Raw genomic sequence first — 17,159 nt, 5'->3', positions numbered from 1 at the left:
CGTGCGGGTAGCCTGCCACGGCCTCACCGACTCGGGGAAGACACAGAAATAGTGGCATTCACCTCCCCATCGCCTCGCGGACGAGACAGAGCAGGTAGCCGTCGCGGACCTTGGCTCCGGCCGTAGCGTCACCCACCTCGTTGGCCCACGATGGACGAGTGAGGGGCGCCCGCCAGCCGACGGACGCCCCTCGGGCGAGCTTCAGCGGGTCGGCTCCGGCCCTGGCCGGGGCGACTCCGACGCCTCGGTCGACGTGCCCTCGGTCGGCGCCGCCGCCGTGGGCGACGTGCTGGCGGTCGGCGCGGCCGGGTCTGGAGCGGCCGCGGACGGGGCCGGAAGGGGCGCGGGCGGGGCCGGAAGGGGCGCGGGCGGGGCCGGCAGGGGCGCGGGCGGCCCGAAGGGGGCCAGGTCGGGGCAGTAGGGGTAGTAGCGGGGGTAGCCGTTCGTCGGCTCGGGCCGGTCTCCGCTCTGCTCACAGGTCGGACTGCCGAGCTCGATCGGCGTGCCGTGCTGGTCGAAGAGCTGGGCGTTGGGTATCAGCCGTCCCTGCTCGTCGTAGACGAAGACGTCCTGGACCGACTCGTACGGGTCGTACACCGAGACGAGCTGCACGTTGGCGCGCTGGTCCAGGTTGAACAGCGTGGGGACGGTGAAGAGCAGCAGGGCGGCCGTGCCGAGGCGCAGCAGCCATCGCGGCCAGCCGCGGAAGCCTGCCGAGCGGTGGCCCAGCCAGACCGACGCCAGCACAGCCCCGGCGAGCAGGAACAGACCGGCCAGCACGCTGCCGTCGAACCGGGGCAGCAGCCCCGGCGACTCGCCGTGCAGCGCGGAGACCAGCAGCGCGACCAGCCAGCCACGGAGCAGCCACCACGCCGGGCGCAGCGGCCGGAGGAACTCGCTCACCGAGGCGTACCCGAGCAGCGGGCCGAGCTGGGTGTCGAGGGCGCGCAGCTGGGTGCTGACCCGGTTGTGCGCGGCGGCCAGCCGACGGTCGAGCGACGACCGCTCGGGGTGGCCGTCCGCGCCTGCGGCGCCCCGCAGCTCGGCCGCGTACGCCTCCGGGGTGCCCAGCCGGTCGACCAGGGTGCCGTCGGCCTCGGCGGCCACCTCGGCCAGGTGCTCCGGCAGGTCCTCGGTCAACTCGTCGCGGACCTTCGGTGACAGGTCGGCGAGAGCGGCCCGCACCCGGTCGACGTAGTCCGCGATCTCCTGCCCACTGACAGTCACGCTGCCATCCCCCGATCGTCGAGCAGTGCGTTCATGGTGGTGGCGAACGAGCGCCAGGTCTTGCCGGAGCGGGCGAGCTGGTCACGGCCGGCGGCGTTGAGCGCGTAGTACTTGCGGTGCGGGCCGGACTCGCTCGGCACCACGTACGTGGTCAACAGGCCGGCGGCGAAGAGCCGGCGCAGGGTGCCGTAGACCGAGGCGTCGCCGACATCCTCCAGGCCGGCCTCGCGCAGCCGGCGGAGGATGTCGTAGCCGTAGCCGTCCTGGTCTCTGAGCACGGCGAGCACGGCCAGGTCGAGCACGCCCTTGAGGAGCTGTGTCGTATCCACGCTTGGCACGGTACTGTGGATAGCGAAGTACCGTCAAGAGAACAATAGTGTGGCGCGGGTCGGGTTCTAAATTTCCTGCATGTCGTGGAGCAGCTATGCCTCATTCCTGGTCTTCGCCCTGGTGCTGGTCCTGATCCCGGGGCCGGACTTCGCCGTGGTCACCCGCAACACCCTGGCCGCCGGCCGTCGCCGGGGCAGGTGGAGCGCGATCGGCGTCACCGCCTCGAACGCCGTGCAGGGCAGCATCGCAGCGGCCGGCCTGGGCGCACTCATCACCCGCTCCCAGCCGCTGTTCGAGATGATCCGCTGGGCCGGCGTGGCGTATCTGGTCTACCTCGGGGTTCAGGCCGGCCGCTCGGCCTGGCGCGGTAGCTATCCCCCGTTGGCGGGCGCGCCGGCCAGCACGCCGGGGCAGGCGCTCACCGGCTTCCGGCAGGGGTTCCTGTCCAACATCACCAACCCGAAGGTGCTGGCCTTCTACCTGGCCGTGCTGCCACAGTTCCTCGGCCCGTCGGCATCAGTGGGAATGCTGCTCGCCTTCGCGCTGAGCCACGCGGTACTCAGCCTGGCGTACCTGATTGTGCTGGTCGGAGCGCTGAACCGGATGCGCGTGCTGCTGTCCAGGCGCCGGGTGCGCCGCTGGCTGGACGGGCTGACCGGGGTGGCACTGCTCGGCTTCGGCGCCCGCCTCGCCGCCGAAAGCGCCTGACCCGGCGTCGACACGCCCTAGTTGGTCACTCCGCCAGCCGTCGCAGCAGTTCAGCGTCGCGCTCGACAACCTCTCGAGCAGGATCTCGCACGCGGACACGGTCACTGCGGGTCGCGGTGTACTCCTCGACGACGACAGCGATAGTGGCGTTCATCGACCGGTGCTCCTGCTCGGCGAGCTGCTTCAGGGCTACCCGGTCCCGCTGGTACTCCATCAACAGCAGCAACCGGGCTGGCTGGCACGGCCAGCCCGGCGGCGCACACCCGACACAGCCACAACGGGCGCATCGGTAGGTGCGGGCGGACGGCGCGGCGTTGGCGACCATGCGCGGCCGAGACGTTGAGGTCGGCCATTACCTCAGGGTGCTGGAACGATACCCCCTAGTCAAGACCCTAGTAGGGTATTGCCCAACTAGGGCCTTGACTAGTTGGGTGGTGTCTAGCCTCCCGACCATGGGCCGACGACTCATGGGCGCGTACGAGATTCGTACGCGGCTGGGCGTGAGCAGGCAGCGCGTAGAACAGTTGATGAAGCGCGCCGACTGGCCGGAGCCCTACGAGACGCTTGCCACGGGACGCGTGTGGCGTACCGAGGACATCGAGGCGTGGATACGCGAACACCGGCCGCACCTGGACAGCGAAGAGTGAGCTTCCCAGGCAGGTAAACCCTGGGGATATTTGTCGCTACGCGAGGCTCCACGCGATGCCGTCGAGGATGTCGTGCTCGGAGGCGACCACCGACGGCATGCCGGCGCGTTCCATGATGATCCGCAGCACCAGTGCGCCCGCGCCGATCACGTCGGCCCGCCCGGGGTGCATCACCGGAATCGCCAGCCGCTGCTCGCGGGTCTTCGCCAGCAGGTCGGCGGTGACCTCCGCGACCTGGTCGTACGACACCCGGGCGTGGTGGATGCGCTCCGGGTCGTACCCCTCAAGGCCCTGAGCGATGGCGACGACGGTGGTGACCGACCCGGCGAGCCCGATCAGCGTGGCGGCCTCGCGCCCCGGCACCACATCGAGCGCCCGGTCGACGGCGGCGGCGATGTCGGCCTGGGCGGCGGCGATCTCGTCGCGGCTCGGCGGGTCGCCGTGCAGGTGCCGCTCGGTCATCCGGACACAGCCGATGTCCATCGAGACGGCCGCCTGGACCCCGCCGTCGCTGCTGCCAACCACGAACTCGGTCGACCCGCCGCCGATGTCGACCACCAGAAACGGCGCCTTGGCCTGCAGGCCGCGCACCGCGCCGGTGAACGAGAGCCGAGCCTCCTCGTCGCCGGTGACCACCTCGGGCGCCACGCCGAGGGTCTGTTGCACCATGCTGCGGAAGTCGGCGGCGTTGGACGCGTCGCGGGTCGCCGAGGTGGCGCACATCCGTACCCGCTCGGCACCCAGCTTCTCGATCTCCGCCGCGTAGTCGGCGAGCGCCAGCCGGGTCCGCTCGATCGCTTCGGGCGCGAGCCGGCCGGTCTGGTCGACGCCCTGGCCCAGCCGGACGATCTCCATGCGGCGGCTCACATCCGCCAGCGGCGCCTCCGGCCCGGCAGCCGGGTCGGGCAGGTCGGCGACCAGCAGTCGGATCGAGTTGGTGCCGCAGTCGATGGCGGCCACGCGCGTCGTCACGGCAGCAACCCTACGGCAGCTGGCGGCCCGCGCTCGGTCGGAACTCACAGCCGCAGCAGCATCCGCGTGTTGCCCAGGGTGTTCGGCTTGACCCGTTCCAGGTCGAGGAACTCGGCCACGCCCTCGTCGTACGAGCGGAGCAACTGCTCGTAGACCGGCTGCGGCACCGGCGCGCCGTCGATCTCCTGAAAGCCGAACGAGGCGAAGAACCGAGTCTCGAAGGTCAGCACGAAGATCCGGGCCACGCCCAGCTCACGCGCCGCGTCGATCAGCTCGCCGACGATCCGCTGCCCGAGCCGGTGCCCCCGGCAGGCCGGATCCACCGCCACCGTGCGGATCTCGGCCAGGTCCTCCCACATCACGTGCAGCGCGCCGCAGCCGACCACCGTGCCGTCCGGCGTGGCCGCCACCCGGAACTCCTGCACGTCCTCGTAGAGGGTGACGGTGGCCTTGCTGAGCAGCCGCCGATCGTCGGTGTAGGTGTCGACCAGCCGCCGGATCCCGCGCACGTCGCGGGTGCGGGCCCGGCGGACCACGATCTCGTCGGCGGCGATGGTCATCTCACTCGGCCGTCGGGACGTCCACACACGGGCCGGTGGCCCACCACTTCTCCACCAGCGCCAGGGTCTCGTCGCCGAACGGGTTGACTCCCGGCCCGGCGGCGAGCGCGTGCCCGAGGTGGACGTGCAGGCACTTCACCCGGCCGGGCATGCCGCCGGCCGAGATGCCGGCGATCTCGGGCACCTCGCCGATCGCCTCCCGCCGGGCCAGGTAGTCCTCATGCGCGGCCCGGTAGCGGGCGGCCAACTCCGGATCCTCGGCGAGCCGCTCGGCCATCTCCTTCATCAGCCCGGCCGACTCCAACCGACTGCACGCCGCCGTCGCGCGCGGGCAGGTCAGGTAGAACAACGTCGGGAAGGGGGTGCCGTCGGCCAGCCGTGGCGTCGTCTCCACCACGTCGGGCAGGCCGCACGGGCAGCGGTGCGCCACCGCCCGGGTGCCCCGGGGTGGGCGGCCGAGCTGCGCGGCCACCGCGGCCAGGTCGGCCTCGGTGGCCGGTTGCCGTTCCGGCGGGGGTACGGAACCCGCCGCCGGTTCCTGCGGTGGTACGACGCTCACGGTGCCTGTCTCTCGTTCGGTTGCTCGGGTGGGACTCACTTGTTCGGGCGCTCGGCGTTGGCCGCCTGCACGCTCGACCACAGCGTGTCGTACCACGGGTCGGGCCGCTTCGGCGACCCCGACGGCCGGCCCTGGCCGGCGTCCTTCGCGGCCCTCTGCGGGTAGAGCACCACCAGCGGCGTCTCGCCCGGCCGGACCATGAAGAAGCGCTCCCGGGCTTGCGCCTCGATGTACCTCGGGTCCCGCCACTTGGCCGCCTTGGCGGTGAGCTCCTCGATCTCCGCGCGCTGTGCGGCCTGGGACGCCTCCATCCGCGCGATGTCCGCCTGCTGGTCCAGGTAGACCCGGACCGGATAGGTGTACGCCAGCGCGAGCGCGATGAGTACCGCGAAGAGCACGGTGGCGCGCCCGGTGAAGCGCCGGGGTTGGGGTGCGGTGAGCCGCTTGACGGCACCGCCGGCCGCCGTACGCCGAGCGGCCGCGGGACGGCTCGCGGAGCGTACGCCGTCGACGGCCCGGACGGCGCCGGGCGACCGGCCGGCGGCGCGCTGGTCGGTGCGGACACCGGCGTCACGGACCGCCGACCGGACCCGGGCCGCGCCCGGCCGGCCGGGCTGACCCGGCCGGCGGGCGGGACGCTGGCCCCCCGGTGTGCGGCGCTGCTGCATCGTCACACCCCTCCCCCGGAGCTCGTGGCTCAGGCCGAACGGTAACGCGGGAACGCGCCCGCGCCGGCATACCGCGCCGCGTCGGCGAGCTCCTCCTCGATCCGCAGGAGCTGGTTGTACTTGGCGACCCGGTCGGACCGGGCCGGTGCGCCGGTCTTGATCTGGCCGCAGCCGGTGGCGACGGCCAGGTCGGCGATGGTGGTGTCCTCGGTCTCACCGGAGCGGTGGCTCATCATGCACGTGAAGCCGGCCCGGTGGGCGAGGTCGACCGCGTCCAGGGTCTCGGTGAGCGAGCCGATCTGGTTGACCTTCACCAGCACCGCGTTGGCGGACTTCTCGGCGATGCCCCGGGCGATCCGCTGCGGGTTGGTGACGAACAGGTCGTCGCCGACGATCTGGACCCGGTCGCCGAGCGCCGCGGTCAGGGTGGCCCAGCCGCTCCAGTCGTCCTCGGACAGCGGGTCCTCGATGGACACGATCGGGTAGTCGCCGGCGAGCTTGGTGTAGTAGTTGCTCATCTCCTCGGCGGTCTTCGGGCTGCCCTCGAAGGTGTAGGTGCCGTTGTCGAAGAACTCGGTGGCGGCCACGTCGAGGGCGAAGACGATGTCGGTGCCGAGCCGGTAGCCGGCCTTCTCCACAGCCTCGGCGATCAGGTCGAGCGCGGCGGCGTTCGTCGGCAGGTTCGGGGCGAAGCCGCCCTCGTCGCCGAGACCGGTCGACAGGTCCTTCTTCTTCAGCACCGACTTGAGCGCGTGGTAGACCTCGGCACCCGAGCGCAGCGCGTCGCGGAAGGTGGGCGCGCCGATCGGCGCGATCATGAACTCCTGGATGTCGACGTTCGAGTCGGCGTGCGCGCCACCATTGAGGATGTTCATCATCGGCACCGGCAGCAGGTGCGCGTTCGGGCCGCCCAGGTAGCGGAAGAGGCTCAGCTCGGCGCTGCCCGCGGCGGCCTTCGCCACGGCCAGCGAGACGCCGAGGATCGCGTTGGCACCCAGCTCGGCCTTGTTGTCGGTGCCGTCGAGGTCGAGCATCTTCTGATCGATCAGTCGCTGCTCGCTGGCCTCGTAGCCGATGAGCTGGTCGACGATCTTGTCCTCGATGTTGGCGACCGCCTTCTCGACACCCTTGCCCTGGTAGCGGTCGCCGTCACCGTCGCGCAGCTCGATCGCCTCGAAGGCGCCGGTGGAGGCGCCGGACGGCACCGCGGCGCGGGCGATCGTGCCGTCGTCGAGCCCGACCTCGACCTCGACCGTCGGGTTGCCCCGCGAATCCAGGATCTCCCGGGCGACGATTCCCTCGATGGTTGCCACTGAGTCGCTCCTCGTATGTGTGTTCCGGTCCGGTGTGGGCCGCGACGGTGCGGCTGAGGCAGGTGTTACACGCAGCGTATCCCCCCTCGGGGTCGGGCCAGCCCAGGGGTGAGACGGACATTCCCGGATTCTCGGGCCTCAACCGGCATTGGGTTTGCGAGAGGTTGCCCCGATCGACAAGGCTGGGCACCATGCCCGCCGCCTCGAGGATTCTCCGCGCGCTCGCCGCCTCGATCATCGCGTCGCTCACGGTCACTGGCTGTCAAGCCCTCGATGACGCAGGAGTCGCGCTCGGGCGGGCGGATCTGGTCAACGATCTCGTGGCCCGGATGGACCGGGCCTTGGAGCAGACCTGGGCCGCCGACTATCAGCTGCCCGGCGGCCGGACCGCCTCGATCGCCCAGACGATGAAACCACTCCGATCCGCGTACACCTGGCCGGACGGCAAGATCACAGTGACGCAGGAGGCCGTGACGCACTGCGAGAACAGCGGGGGGCACACCTCCTGCGAAGTGTCGCCGCCGGTAGCGACCTCCGGGAAGCCGTCGGTGGCGGTCTACACCGAGGCCCGCAGGTACGGCCTGGTCACCCCGCCGGCGGTGATCCGGCTGCTGACCGATGCCGCCGTCGACCCCGCAGCGGCCATTGAGCAGACCGACACCACCCTGGCGGGGCACCACGCCACCTGCGTCAACGTCACCCACAACGGGGAGCGGTTCACCGCCTGCGTCACCACCGAGGGGGTGCTGGCCAGCTTCACCGGAACCCTGGACGGCAGATCGGCAGAGATCACGCTGAGCCGGTACACCGACACGGTCGAGTCGACCGCCTTCGACATGCCGGCCGGCGCGGGCGTGGTGGACCACCGCCCGACGACCTCGTGACCTCCACCGCGCCGACCGGCCGTGACGGGCCTGTCCCCGACGCCGACCGACGCGGGTTCGCCCCCGGCGCCGACCAGGGTGGGTTCGTCCCCGGCGCTGACCGGAGTCGGCCGCCCGCGCCCGACGATTTGGCCCTGCCGGTCGCCGGGCGCACGCTGCTGACCGGGCCGGACGGCCGCTTCTCGCGGATCGGCGAGCTGCCGGCCGGCCTCGACTGGGTGCCGCTCGGGACGCTGGACGGCGTGCCCGCCTGGGCGGCCGAGGTGGCCGACGCCGAGGCGCTTCCCGGGCGTTGGCGCGACTGGCGGGGCATCGCCACCGAGCTGCCGGAACCGCTGGCCACCCTGGCCGGGCGGGCCCTCGCGGTGGTCACCTGGCGGCGTACGCACCGGTGGTGCGGGGCGTGCCGGGCAGAGCTGGCCGACGTGCCGGGCGAAACCGCACGGCGCTGCCCCGACTGCGGTCTGACCCGGTTCGTGCCACTCTCCGTCGCGGTGCTGGTGGCGATCACCCGCCCCGGCCGGGCCGGCGGCCCCGACGAGCTGCTGCTGGTGCGGCATGCGTACGGGCCGACGCAGCTGTGGGCGCTGGTGGCCGGGTTCGTCGAAGCGGGCGAGTCGCTGGAGGCGGCCGCGCATCGGGAGATCGACGAGGAGGTCGGGCTGGCCATCGGGCGGCCCGCCTACGTCGACAGCCAGCCCTGGGCAGTGTCCGGCCCCGGCAGCCTGCTCGCCGGTTTCACCGCCACCGTCACCGACCCGAACGCCGAGCCGGTCATCGACCCGACGGAGCTGACCGAGGCACGCTGGTTCCCGGTGGACGCGCTGCCGGCGGAGCTGCCCCCGGCGTACTCCATCTCGCGGTGGCTGATCGACGGCGTCGCCGCTCGCGCGGGGCTGAATGCCGGGCACAGGCGTTAAGAAGGGGCCCTTCCTTACACGTTCAGCAGGGTGCGGAGGTGGCGCGGGGGCGGGCAGCCGTGCGCCAGCATCGCGTCGTGCCAGTCGCGGACCGACACCTCGTCGGGGCGGGCGCGGGCGATGTCGGCCAACTCGCTGTAGCCGACGAAGTAGGTGGAGAGCTGGGTGGAGGTGAGCAGGGCCCGCCGCCACTTGCCGGCCGCCTCGCCCTCCTCCTGGAAGCCGCGCCCGGTCAGCAGTGCCATCGCCTCCGCCTCGGGCATCCCCTCGCAGTGCACGAGCTGGTCAAGCAGCGCGTTGATGGTCATCCGCAGCTGCATCTTGAGCTGCTGGAGCCGGACCGGCAGGCCACCGAAGCCGAGGTCGGCCATCAACTGCTCGGCGTAGACCGCCCAGCCCTCGACGAACACCCCGGACTCGGTGAGCGCCCGGACCCGGGTCGGGCTGGTGTACCGGCGGGCGTGGGCGAGCTGAAGGAAATGACCGGGCATCGCCTCGTGCACGGTCAGGTTGCGGATCATGTGGTCGTTGTATTCCCGGTAGAACGACTCGACCCGCTGCGCGGGCCAGTCGACCGGGGTGGGCGCGATGCAGTAGAAGGTCGGCACATTCGCCGTCTCCAGCGGGCCGGGCGAGTCGCAGTAGGCCACCGCCACGCCCCGGGCGAACTCCGGCATCTCCTGGATCACGCACGGGTCGTCGACGAGGCTGATCACGCCGTGCGCGCGGACGAAGTCGGTCGCCTCGTCGAGCGTCACCGAGGCGAGGTCCACGATGGTGGCGTCGTCGGGGTGCACGGCGGCGAGCAGGTCCAGCGCCCGGCGTACCGTCGCGTCGTCGGCCGGTCCGCCGACCAGCTCCACGGCCGCCTCCCGGATCTGCGCGGTCACCTGGTCCAGGTTGTCCCAGGCGCGGCGCTGGATCTCGGCGGCGCTCAGCTCGGTGTCCAGGGTGTGCCAGAGCCGCGCCTCCCAGCGTCGCCGACCCAGCCGGGGGTCGCGCCCCGGGCCGGCGTCGGCGGCCAGCCCGATCCGCAGCCAGGCCACGAACTCCTCCAGCGCGGCGATCGCCGCGGTCGCCGCCGGTTCCACCCGGTCGTACAGCGCCGGTGCCTGGGCGAGCAGCGCCGGCACCTCGTCGCGGATCAGCGCCGCCGTGCCGGTGAACTGCCCGACCGCCGTCTCCGCGTGGATCCGCGGCATGTCGCGCAGCGTCGCGCGCGCGGTCGCGAGGGCGTCCGGTACGGCCGCGAGCCGCCCGGACAGGTGGGTCAGCCGCTCCTCGACGGGCGCGTACGGGCGGGCCAGCAGGGCGTGCAGCAGCGGACCCGGGTTGTGCCGCAGCGGATCCCACTCGTGGGCGCGGATCTCGGTCGCCTCGAACAGCTCCCGGTCGACCAGGCTGCTCAGCAGCGCGTGGTCGACCCGCTCCTCGATCTCCAGCGAGTCCGGGTCGATCTCGGCGAGCGCGTCCGCGGCGTCCCGCAGCATCCCCTGATCGGCGGCGAGGGCGCCGGCGGACAGGTCGGGCAGCCGATCGTCATACCGATGGTCCCCGGCAGTGGTCGCCACCCCCGGCCGACTCTCCAGCAACGCCTCAACAACCCGCTCCGCCAGCCCCCCAAATTCCTCCATGCCGACGACCCTACCGACCTCCCGCCCTCGCCTCGTTGATCATGAGGTTAGCGGTGCGGACATGCCGCACTGCCAACCTTATGATCAACTTGGCTTGGCGGCGCGTTCGGCGGCGCGGACGGCTTCGGCGTAGGACAGGGTGGCGCGGCGGAGGGCGGCCTCGGGGTCTATTCCTGCCTGCCTTGCGGCGGCGACGGTGGTGAGGAGGCTGGCGCCTAGTCTGGCCTCAGGGTCCACCTGGGACTCGGCCAGCGGCGGTGGCACCGCCAGGCCGATCCGGCCGGCCCGGTCCAGGATCTTCGCCGCGAGGGCCAGCGCGGGCTGGCTCAGCGCGATGCCGTCCAGCACCGACTTTCGGGTCTTCTCGGCTCGCTTGATCCGCTCCCAGTTCGCCTCGATCTCCTCGATCGAGCCGGCCTGCTCGCCGGAGAAGACGTGCGGGTTACGCCGAATCATCTTGTCGACCAGGCCGCCGGCCACGTCGTCGACCGTCCAGCGCTTCCCCTCCGGCAGCTCCTCGGCGAGGCGGGCGTGCAGCAGCACCTGCAGCAGCACGTCGCCCAACTCCTCGCGGAGCGCGTCGGTGTCGTCGGCGCTGATCGCGTCGTACGCCTCGTAGCACTCCTCCAGCAGAAAGCTGGCGAGGCTGCGGTGCGTCTGCGCCCGCTTCCACGGATCACCGCCCGGCGAGGCGAGCCGGTCCATCACCTCGACCGCGTCGAGCAGCCGGGCACCCGGCGGGTCCCACGAGCCGTACATCAACTCCAGCTCGGCCAGGCCCGGCTCGCGGGCCAACCGCAGCCCCAACTCCCGCGCGAGGGTCTCGTCACCGGCCGGCCCGGCCAGCCAGACCGCCGTGCCGTGGGCCGCCACCGCGTCGAGCAACGCCTGGGTGGCGCCCTCGGCCACCACCGTGACCTCGGCGCCCGCCGCCCGGACCGCCCCAACCAGCTCGCTCTCCGCGCCGGCCAGCACGGGCGCTTCGCGTACGACGTCCCAGGCGGCCGCGGTGAGCAGGCCGGCCGGCAGCCGCGGCGAGGTGACCAGCAGGACGATCCGGGCGGTCATGCTCAGGAGGCGTCCGGGCCGGTCGGATCGGTGGCCTCCGGCTCCGGCGTGGAGATGTCGGTCACCGCGTCGGAACCGGACTCACCCAGCGGCACGCTCAGCGCGGCGTGCCCGGCCGCGAAGTTGAGCAGCGGAATCTCCAGCGGACGGTAGCGGGGATTGATCGTGACCCCGTACCCGTCGAACGCCTCACGCAGCAGCTTCTTGTGGCCCAGCGCCTCGCGCAGCTGGTCGCCGTCGAGCTTGGCGGTGGCCTCCTGCACGGTCATCTCGGCCGGGATCACCCCGGCCGCCTTGCCGGCGACGAGCAGATCCGCGAGCTCCTGCTCGGTGGGCGCGACCGGCTCGGCGGGCAGGCCGGCCCGACAGGTGATCAGCTCGGCCACCCGCTGGGTGTACGCGGTGTCGGCCGGGAGGTTGTACTGCGCGGCGACGTCGTCCGCCGTGACCCGCTGCGACGACTGGTAGCCCTTGTCCGCGGCGAGCCGCTGGCAGACGTCGAGCAGCACCAGATCGGTGACCACCTCGCTGCGGGCCGGCAGCTGCAGCCCGCTCGGCCTGGCCTGATCGGGGTTGTCGCTCGACTCCGGGCTCGGGGACAGCTTGGCCCGCAGCTCGTCGAGCAGGCTGGTCACCGCGCTCTCGGTGATGCGGTGATCACCGACGTAGGCGGCGACCCCCGGCTCGGAACGGCAACCGGAGAGGGCGACGAGGCCGGCCGCGACGCTGGCGACGGCGATGAGACGGCGAGCACGCATGACGGCCACTCTCTCATGCCCGCGAAGCCGTTGTGACGTCACCCACCGCCCCGGCCGGCTCAGCCCGTCACCGCCCCGGCCGGCCGGGCCGTAGCCGGCTCGCCCAGCACATCGGAGAGCAACTGGGCGCACCACTCCAGCAGCGCCTGGTCGCGCAACGACTCGCCGCCGACCCGCCGGGTGCTCGGTCGGGGCACGCTGACCTGGTCGAGCGCCTGCTTGTAGACCGAATCCGGGTGGTAACGCTTGAGCCGCAACTGCTTCGAGTCGGGCAGCGGCAGCGGCCCGAACCGGATGTGCTTGCCCTGCATCGAGACGTCGGTGAGGCCGTACCGGCGGGCCAGCAGCCGGAACCGGGCCACCGCGACCAGGTTCTGCACCGGCGCGGGCGGCTCGCCGTAGCGGTCGGTCATCTCGGCGACCACCTCGCGCAGCCGCTCCTCGTCGCGAGCCTCGGCGAGCTTGCGGTACATCTCCAGGCGCAGCCGCTCCACGCCGACGTAGTCGTGCGGCAGGTGCGCGTCGATCGGCAGGTCCACCTTGACCTCAGCCTCTTCCTCCGGCTGCTCGCCCTTGAAGGCGGCAACCGCCTCGCCGACCATGCGGACGTAGAGGTCGAAGCCGACGCCCTCGATGTGGCCGGACTGCTCGCCGCCGAGCAGGTTGCCCGCGCCCCGGATCTCCAGGTCCTTCATCGCCACGTACATGCCGGCGCCCAGCTCGGTGTGCTGGGCGATGGTGGCCAGCCGCTCGTGCGCGTTCTCCGTCAGCGGCTTGTCGGACGGGTAGAGGAAATAGGCGTACGCCCGCTCCCGGCCCCGGCCGACCCGGCCCCGGATCTGGTGCAGCTGAGCCAGGCCGAGCAGGTCGGCCCGCTCCACGATCAGCGTGTTGGCGTTGGGGATGTCGATCCCGGACTCCACGATCGTCGTGCAGACCAGAACGTCGAACTCTTTCTCCCAGAAGCCGACCATCACCTTCTCGAGCGCTTCCTCGCCCATCTGGCCGTGCGCCACCGCGACCCGGGCCTCGGGCACCAGCTCACGGATCCGGCGGGCCGCCTTTTCAATCGACTCCACCCGGTTGTGCAGGTAGAAGACCTGCCCGTCACGGAGCAGCTCACGGTGGATCGAGGCGGCCACCTGCTTGTCGTCGTACGCCCCGACGAAGGTGAGCACCGGGTGCCGCTCCTCCGGCGGGGTGGCGATGGTGGACATCTCCCGGATTCCGGTGATCGCCATCTCCAGCGTGCGCGGGATCGGGGTGGCCGACATGGCCAGCACGTCGACCGAGGCGCGCAAGGTCTTCAGGTGCTCCTTGTGCTCGACGCCGAAGCGCTGCTCCTCGTCGATGATGACCAGGCCGAGCTGCTTGAACCGGGTGGCCGCCTGGAGCAGCCGGTGGGTGCCGATGACAATGTCGGCGGTGCCGTCGGCGACCATCGCGAGGGTCTGCTCGGCCTCCTTCGGCGTCTGAAAGCGGGAGAGCTGCCGGATGGTGATCGGGAACTGGCTCATCCGCTCGGCGAAGGTGTTGTAGTGCTGCTGCACCAGCAGCGTGGTGGGCACCAGCACGCCCACCTGCTTGCCGTCCTGCACCGCCTTGAACGCGGCCCGAACCGCGATCTCGGTCTTGCCGTACCCGACGTCGCCGCAGATCAGCCGGTCCATCGGGACGGTCTGCTCCATGTCCCGCTTGACCTCTTCGATCGCGGCGAGCTGGTCCGGCGTCTCCTGCCAGGGGAAGGCGTCCTCCAGCTCCCGCTGCCAGGGACTGTCCGGTGCGAACGAGTGCCCCTTGGACGCCTTGCGAGCGGCATAGAGCTGGATGAGCTGGGCGGCAATCTCGCGGACCGCCTTACGGGCCCGGGCCTTCGACTTCTGCCAGTCCGAGCCGCCCATCTTGTGCAGGGTGGGCTGTTCGCCGCCGACGTAGCGGGAGAGCTGGTCGAGCTGGTCGGTGGGGACGAAGAGCCGGTCGCCGGGCTGACCGCGCTTGCTCGGGGCGTACTCGATGACCAGGTATTCCCGGCTGGCGCCGTTGACGGTGCGCTGCACCAGCTCGACGTACCGGCCGATGCCGTGCTGCTCGTGCACCACGTGGTCGCCCGCCTTCAGCTCCAGCGGGTCGATGGTGTTGCGCCGCCGGCTGGGCATCTTGCGCATGTCCCGGGTGGAGGTGCCCCGGCCACCGGTGACGTCGTTGCCGGTGAGCAGCACGAACCGGGACGCTTCATCGACGAACCCGGCGGTCAGGCAGCCGCAGGAGACCAGCAGCTCGCCGGAGGCGGGCGCGGCCGGCACCTCCTCGGTGAGCCGGGCACCGAGGCCGGCGTCGCGGAGCACCTCGACGGCCCGTTGGGCAGGCCCGTGCCCCTCGAAGACCAGCGCGATCGACCAGCCCTCGCCGGCCCAACGCTTGAGGTCGTCGACCAGCCGGGCGGTCTCACCGTGATAGAGCGGGGCCGGCTGCGCGCCCAGGGTCACCGCGACCGCGTCGTCGGGGGTGATGTCGACCTCGGTCGGCTCGTCCTCCCAGGGCTGGCGAGCGGGGGCAGCGTCGGCTTCTAGCAGGCCGAACGGCGCGAGCGTCCACCAGGGCTGGCGCAGGGCGCGAGCGGCGGTGCGTACGTCGGCCAGGGTGCGGAAGGCGGCGGCGCCGAGGTCGACCGGGGCCTGACCCCCGACGGCGGCCGCGGCCCAGCTGGCCTGGAGAAACTCCTCCGAGGTACGCACCAGGTCGTGCGCCCGGGTGCGGATCCGCTCCGGGTCGCAGAGCAGGACGTGGGTGCCGGCCGGCATGCAGTCCAGCAGCAGCTCCATCGAGTCGGCGCCGATCAGCGCCGGGGCGAGCGACTCCATGCCCTCGACCGGGATACCCTCGGCCAGCTTGTCGAGGATCTCGGCCAGTTCCGGATGCTCCTGCGCGAGCGCGGCGGCCCGCGCGCGCACCGCCGGGGTGAGCAGCAGCTCGCGGCAGGGCGGCGCCCAGAGCTGGGCGACCTGCTCAATAGTGCGCTGGTCGGCGACGGCGAAGGTGCGGATCTCCTCCACCTCGTCGCCCCAGAACTCGACCCGCGACGGGTGCTCGTCGGTGGGCGGAAAGACGTCGAGAATGCCGCCGCGCACGGCGAACTCGCCCCGCTTGGTGACCAGGTCCACCCGGGCGTACGCCATGTCGGTGAGCCGGCGGGCGATCTCTTCCAGGTCCGCCTCCTCGCCAGCGGCGAGCTGCACCGGCTCCAGGTCGCCGAGCCCCTTGAGCTGCGGCTGGAGCAGCGACCGGACGGGGGCCACGACCACCCGCAGCGGCCCGGTGCGCCCGTGCGCGTCGGCGGACTCCGGATGCGCCAGCCGGCGCAACACGGCCAGTCGCCGCCCGACCGTGTCGGAACGGGGCGAAAGCCGCTCGTGCGGCAGCGTCTCCCAGGACGGGAAGACGGCCACCTGCTCCGGCGGCAGCAGGCTGCCCAGCGCGGTGGCCAGGTCGTCGGCCTCGCGGGTGGTCGCCGTCACCGCGAGCACGGGACGCCCGGCGCCTTGTTCGTCGGCGGCGACCGCCGCGACGGCGAACGGACGCAGCGCGGCCGGGGCGGTGATGTCGAGGCCGTCGACCTGCGCGGCACCGGAGCGCGCCAGGTCACGGGCCCGGGCCAGCCCCGGGTCGGCCAGCGCGGCGGAGAAGATTCCGGTGAGCATCAGTGATCACTTCCAGGAAGGTCGACGCACGGCGACAACCCCGCGTCCGGCCGGACGGGGGGTTGAACCCTCCGAGCCTATCCCCCGCCCCGGACATTCCGGGTGCTCCCCGACGCTCCCCTGCTGGGCGGTTCTTGACGGTGGGAGGCGGGGCGTGGTGCGGTGGAGGCGTGACTGGCGAGTATCGGGCGCAGTTCGACGCAGTGGTCAGTTTCGCCAACGGTGGCGGGCTGCGGGTTGACGATTTCCGGCTGGACATCCCGGGTCGGGAGATCTCCGACGAGGATCTTGGCGCGCTGTTCGTCCGGCATCTCGGACTGCTGATGGTCGCCGAGGTGCGGATCACCAACCGGACGGTCGTCGAGGAGCCGCACAAGGGCGGCCGGGGAGTCGCCGTCCCGCCGGGTGACGGCGGCCGACGACTTGTCGAGCTGAGTCACGTGATCAGCGACGGGATGATCACGCTGCCCGGGTGGCCGGCGCCCCGGATCACCGACTGGCTGACCCGCGAGGCGTCCCGGGCGAGCTACGCGCCGGGGGTCGAGTTCCACGTCGGCCGGATCGACATGATCGCCAACACCGGCACGTACGTCGACACGCCCGCGCACCGCTGGGTGGACGGGGTCGACCTCGCCGGAACCCCGCTCGGCCGACTCGCGGACCTGCCCGGGATCGTGGTCCGGGTGCCCGCCGGCATGCGCGCGGTGGACCGACTGATGCTCGCCCCGTACGACGTGGCCGGGCGGGCGGTGCTGCTGCACACCGGCTGGGCCGCGCACTTCGGCACCGACCGGTACGCCGACCCCGACGCGCCCTACCTGACCGGGGACGGTGCCGACTGGCTGGTCGAGGCGGGGGCGGCCCTGGTCGGCATCGACTCGGTCAACATCGACGACATGAGCCCGGCGGCGGCCGGCGAGCGCCCGGCGCACAGTTCTCTGCTCGCCGCTGGCATTCCGATCGTGGAGCACCTGACCGGCCTGGGCGACCTGCCACCGGAGGGGTTCCGGTTCAACGCCGCGCCGCCGATGGTGGCCGGCATGGGCACCTTCCCGGTCCGCGCCTTCGCCGTCGTCGAAACCTGATCCGCCCGGCCAGCCCCCGCCCCGCCTGACCGCCTGGCTACCAAGATCAACGCCAGTTACGCGACATTGGGGTATCCAAGGCCACTCGATACCGCAATGTCGCGCGTCTGGAGTCGATCTTCGGGGCT

Annotated in this window: 17 protein-coding genes; 5 read left to right on the top strand and 12 right to left on the bottom strand. The window is 72.1% G+C overall.

Annotated features, from left to right (window positions below):
* Positions 1-201: 201 nt before the first annotated feature.
* Positions 202-1,227: a hypothetical protein gene (locus ABZ671_RS10080; RefSeq protein ID WP_357854266.1), complete on the bottom strand. Its 1,026-nt coding sequence runs from the start codon at positions 1,225-1,227 to the stop codon at positions 202-204.
* Positions 1,224-1,556, bottom strand: coding sequence for a PadR family transcriptional regulator (locus ABZ671_RS10075; protein ID WP_357854263.1), 333 nt, complete (start codon positions 1,554-1,556; stop codon positions 1,224-1,226). The genes ABZ671_RS10080 and ABZ671_RS10075 overlap by 4 nt, the downstream gene beginning before the upstream one ends.
* Positions 1,557-1,635: 79 nt before the next feature.
* On the opposite strand from ABZ671_RS10075, the gene ABZ671_RS10070 reads away from it, so the two are divergent.
* Positions 1,636-2,265, top strand: coding sequence for a LysE family translocator (locus ABZ671_RS10070; protein WP_357854261.1), 630 nt, complete (start codon positions 1,636-1,638; stop codon positions 2,263-2,265).
* A gap of 25 nt (positions 2,266-2,290) precedes the next feature.
* On the opposite strand, the gene ABZ671_RS10065 is transcribed toward ABZ671_RS10070, so the two are convergent.
* Positions 2,291-2,452 (bottom strand): Arc family DNA-binding protein, encoded by a 162-nt coding sequence (locus tag ABZ671_RS10065; RefSeq protein ID WP_357854356.1) that lies wholly within the window; start codon positions 2,450-2,452, stop codon positions 2,291-2,293.
* Between the two features lie 265 nt (positions 2,453-2,717).
* Between ABZ671_RS10065 and ABZ671_RS10060 the strand changes: the two genes are divergently transcribed.
* Positions 2,718-2,912, top strand: a complete 195-nt coding sequence (locus tag ABZ671_RS10060) for a DNA-binding protein (protein WP_357854258.1) — start codon at positions 2,718-2,720, stop codon at positions 2,910-2,912.
* Between the two features lie 36 nt (positions 2,913-2,948).
* On the opposite strand, the gene ABZ671_RS10055 is transcribed toward ABZ671_RS10060, so the two are convergent.
* From ABZ671_RS10055 to eno, 5 genes are read right to left on the bottom strand one after another with little or no spacing between them, the layout of a single operon-like run.
* Positions 2,949-3,872 (bottom strand): Ppx/GppA phosphatase family protein, encoded by a 924-nt coding sequence (locus ABZ671_RS10055; protein ID WP_357854353.1) that lies wholly within the window; start codon positions 3,870-3,872, stop codon positions 2,949-2,951.
* 56 nt (positions 3,873-3,928) lie between these two features.
* Entirely contained in the window at positions 3,929-4,444 is a 516-nt protein-coding gene (locus ABZ671_RS10050) for an amino-acid N-acetyltransferase (RefSeq protein WP_357854255.1), read from the bottom strand.
* Between the two features lies 1 nt (position 4,445).
* Complete coding sequence (locus tag ABZ671_RS10045) at positions 4,446-5,003, bottom strand: DUF501 domain-containing protein (RefSeq protein ID WP_357854252.1); 558 nt, start codon at positions 5,001-5,003, stop codon at positions 4,446-4,448.
* Positions 5,004-5,038: 35 nt separating this feature from the next.
* On the bottom strand, positions 5,039-5,671 hold the full coding sequence (locus tag ABZ671_RS10040; protein WP_357854249.1) for a septum formation initiator family protein: 633 nt from the start codon (positions 5,669-5,671) through the stop codon (positions 5,039-5,041).
* A 29-nt stretch (positions 5,672-5,700) separates the two neighbouring features.
* Positions 5,701-6,984 (bottom strand): phosphopyruvate hydratase, encoded by a 1,284-nt coding sequence (eno, locus tag ABZ671_RS10035; protein WP_357854246.1) that lies wholly within the window; start codon positions 6,982-6,984, stop codon positions 5,701-5,703.
* Between the two features lie 191 nt (positions 6,985-7,175).
* Here eno and ABZ671_RS10030 point away from each other — a divergent pair, with 191 nt between their 5' ends.
* Together ABZ671_RS10030 and nudC are read left to right on the top strand one after the other, a co-directional pair.
* Complete coding sequence (locus ABZ671_RS10030) at positions 7,176-7,868, top strand: hypothetical protein (RefSeq protein WP_357854242.1); 693 nt, start codon at positions 7,176-7,178, stop codon at positions 7,866-7,868.
* On the top strand, positions 7,865-8,788 hold the full coding sequence (nudC, locus tag ABZ671_RS10025) for an NAD(+) diphosphatase (RefSeq protein ID WP_357854239.1): 924 nt from the start codon (positions 7,865-7,867) through the stop codon (positions 8,786-8,788). The genes ABZ671_RS10030 and nudC overlap by 4 nt, the downstream gene beginning before the upstream one ends.
* A 14-nt stretch (positions 8,789-8,802) precedes the next feature.
* On the opposite strand, the gene ABZ671_RS10020 is transcribed toward nudC, so the two are convergent.
* The 4 genes from ABZ671_RS10020 to mfd all read right to left on the bottom strand — a co-directional run bounded on the left by ABZ671_RS10020 (position 8,803) and on the right by mfd (position 15,946).
* Positions 8,803-10,422, bottom strand: coding sequence for a DUF885 domain-containing protein (locus ABZ671_RS10020; RefSeq protein WP_357854236.1), 1,620 nt, complete (start codon positions 10,420-10,422; stop codon positions 8,803-8,805).
* 84 nt (positions 10,423-10,506) lie between these two features.
* Positions 10,507-11,490: a nucleoside triphosphate pyrophosphohydrolase gene (locus ABZ671_RS10015; protein ID WP_357854233.1), complete on the bottom strand. Its 984-nt coding sequence runs from the start codon at positions 11,488-11,490 to the stop codon at positions 10,507-10,509.
* A 2-nt stretch (positions 11,491-11,492) separates the two neighbouring features.
* Entirely contained in the window at positions 11,493-12,248 is a 756-nt protein-coding gene (locus ABZ671_RS10010; protein ID WP_357854230.1) for a hypothetical protein, read from the bottom strand.
* A gap of 59 nt (positions 12,249-12,307) precedes the next feature.
* Positions 12,308-15,946, bottom strand: a complete 3,639-nt coding sequence (mfd, locus tag ABZ671_RS10005) for a transcription-repair coupling factor (RefSeq protein WP_357854227.1) — start codon at positions 15,944-15,946, stop codon at positions 12,308-12,310.
* Positions 15,947-16,116: 170 nt separating this feature from the next.
* Between mfd and ABZ671_RS10000 the strand changes: the two genes are divergently transcribed.
* A complete protein-coding gene (locus tag ABZ671_RS10000) occupies positions 16,117-17,031 on the top strand; it encodes a cyclase family protein (protein ID WP_357854224.1) in 915 nt (304 codons plus the stop codon).
* Positions 17,032-17,159: the final 128 nt, after the last annotated feature.

Source organism: Micromonospora sp. NPDC006766, assembly GCF_040636055.1.
In the GTDB taxonomy this organism is placed as follows: Bacteria; Actinomycetota; Actinomycetes; order Mycobacteriales; family Micromonosporaceae; genus Micromonospora.
This window is presented reverse-complemented; position numbering and strand designations above follow the sequence as displayed.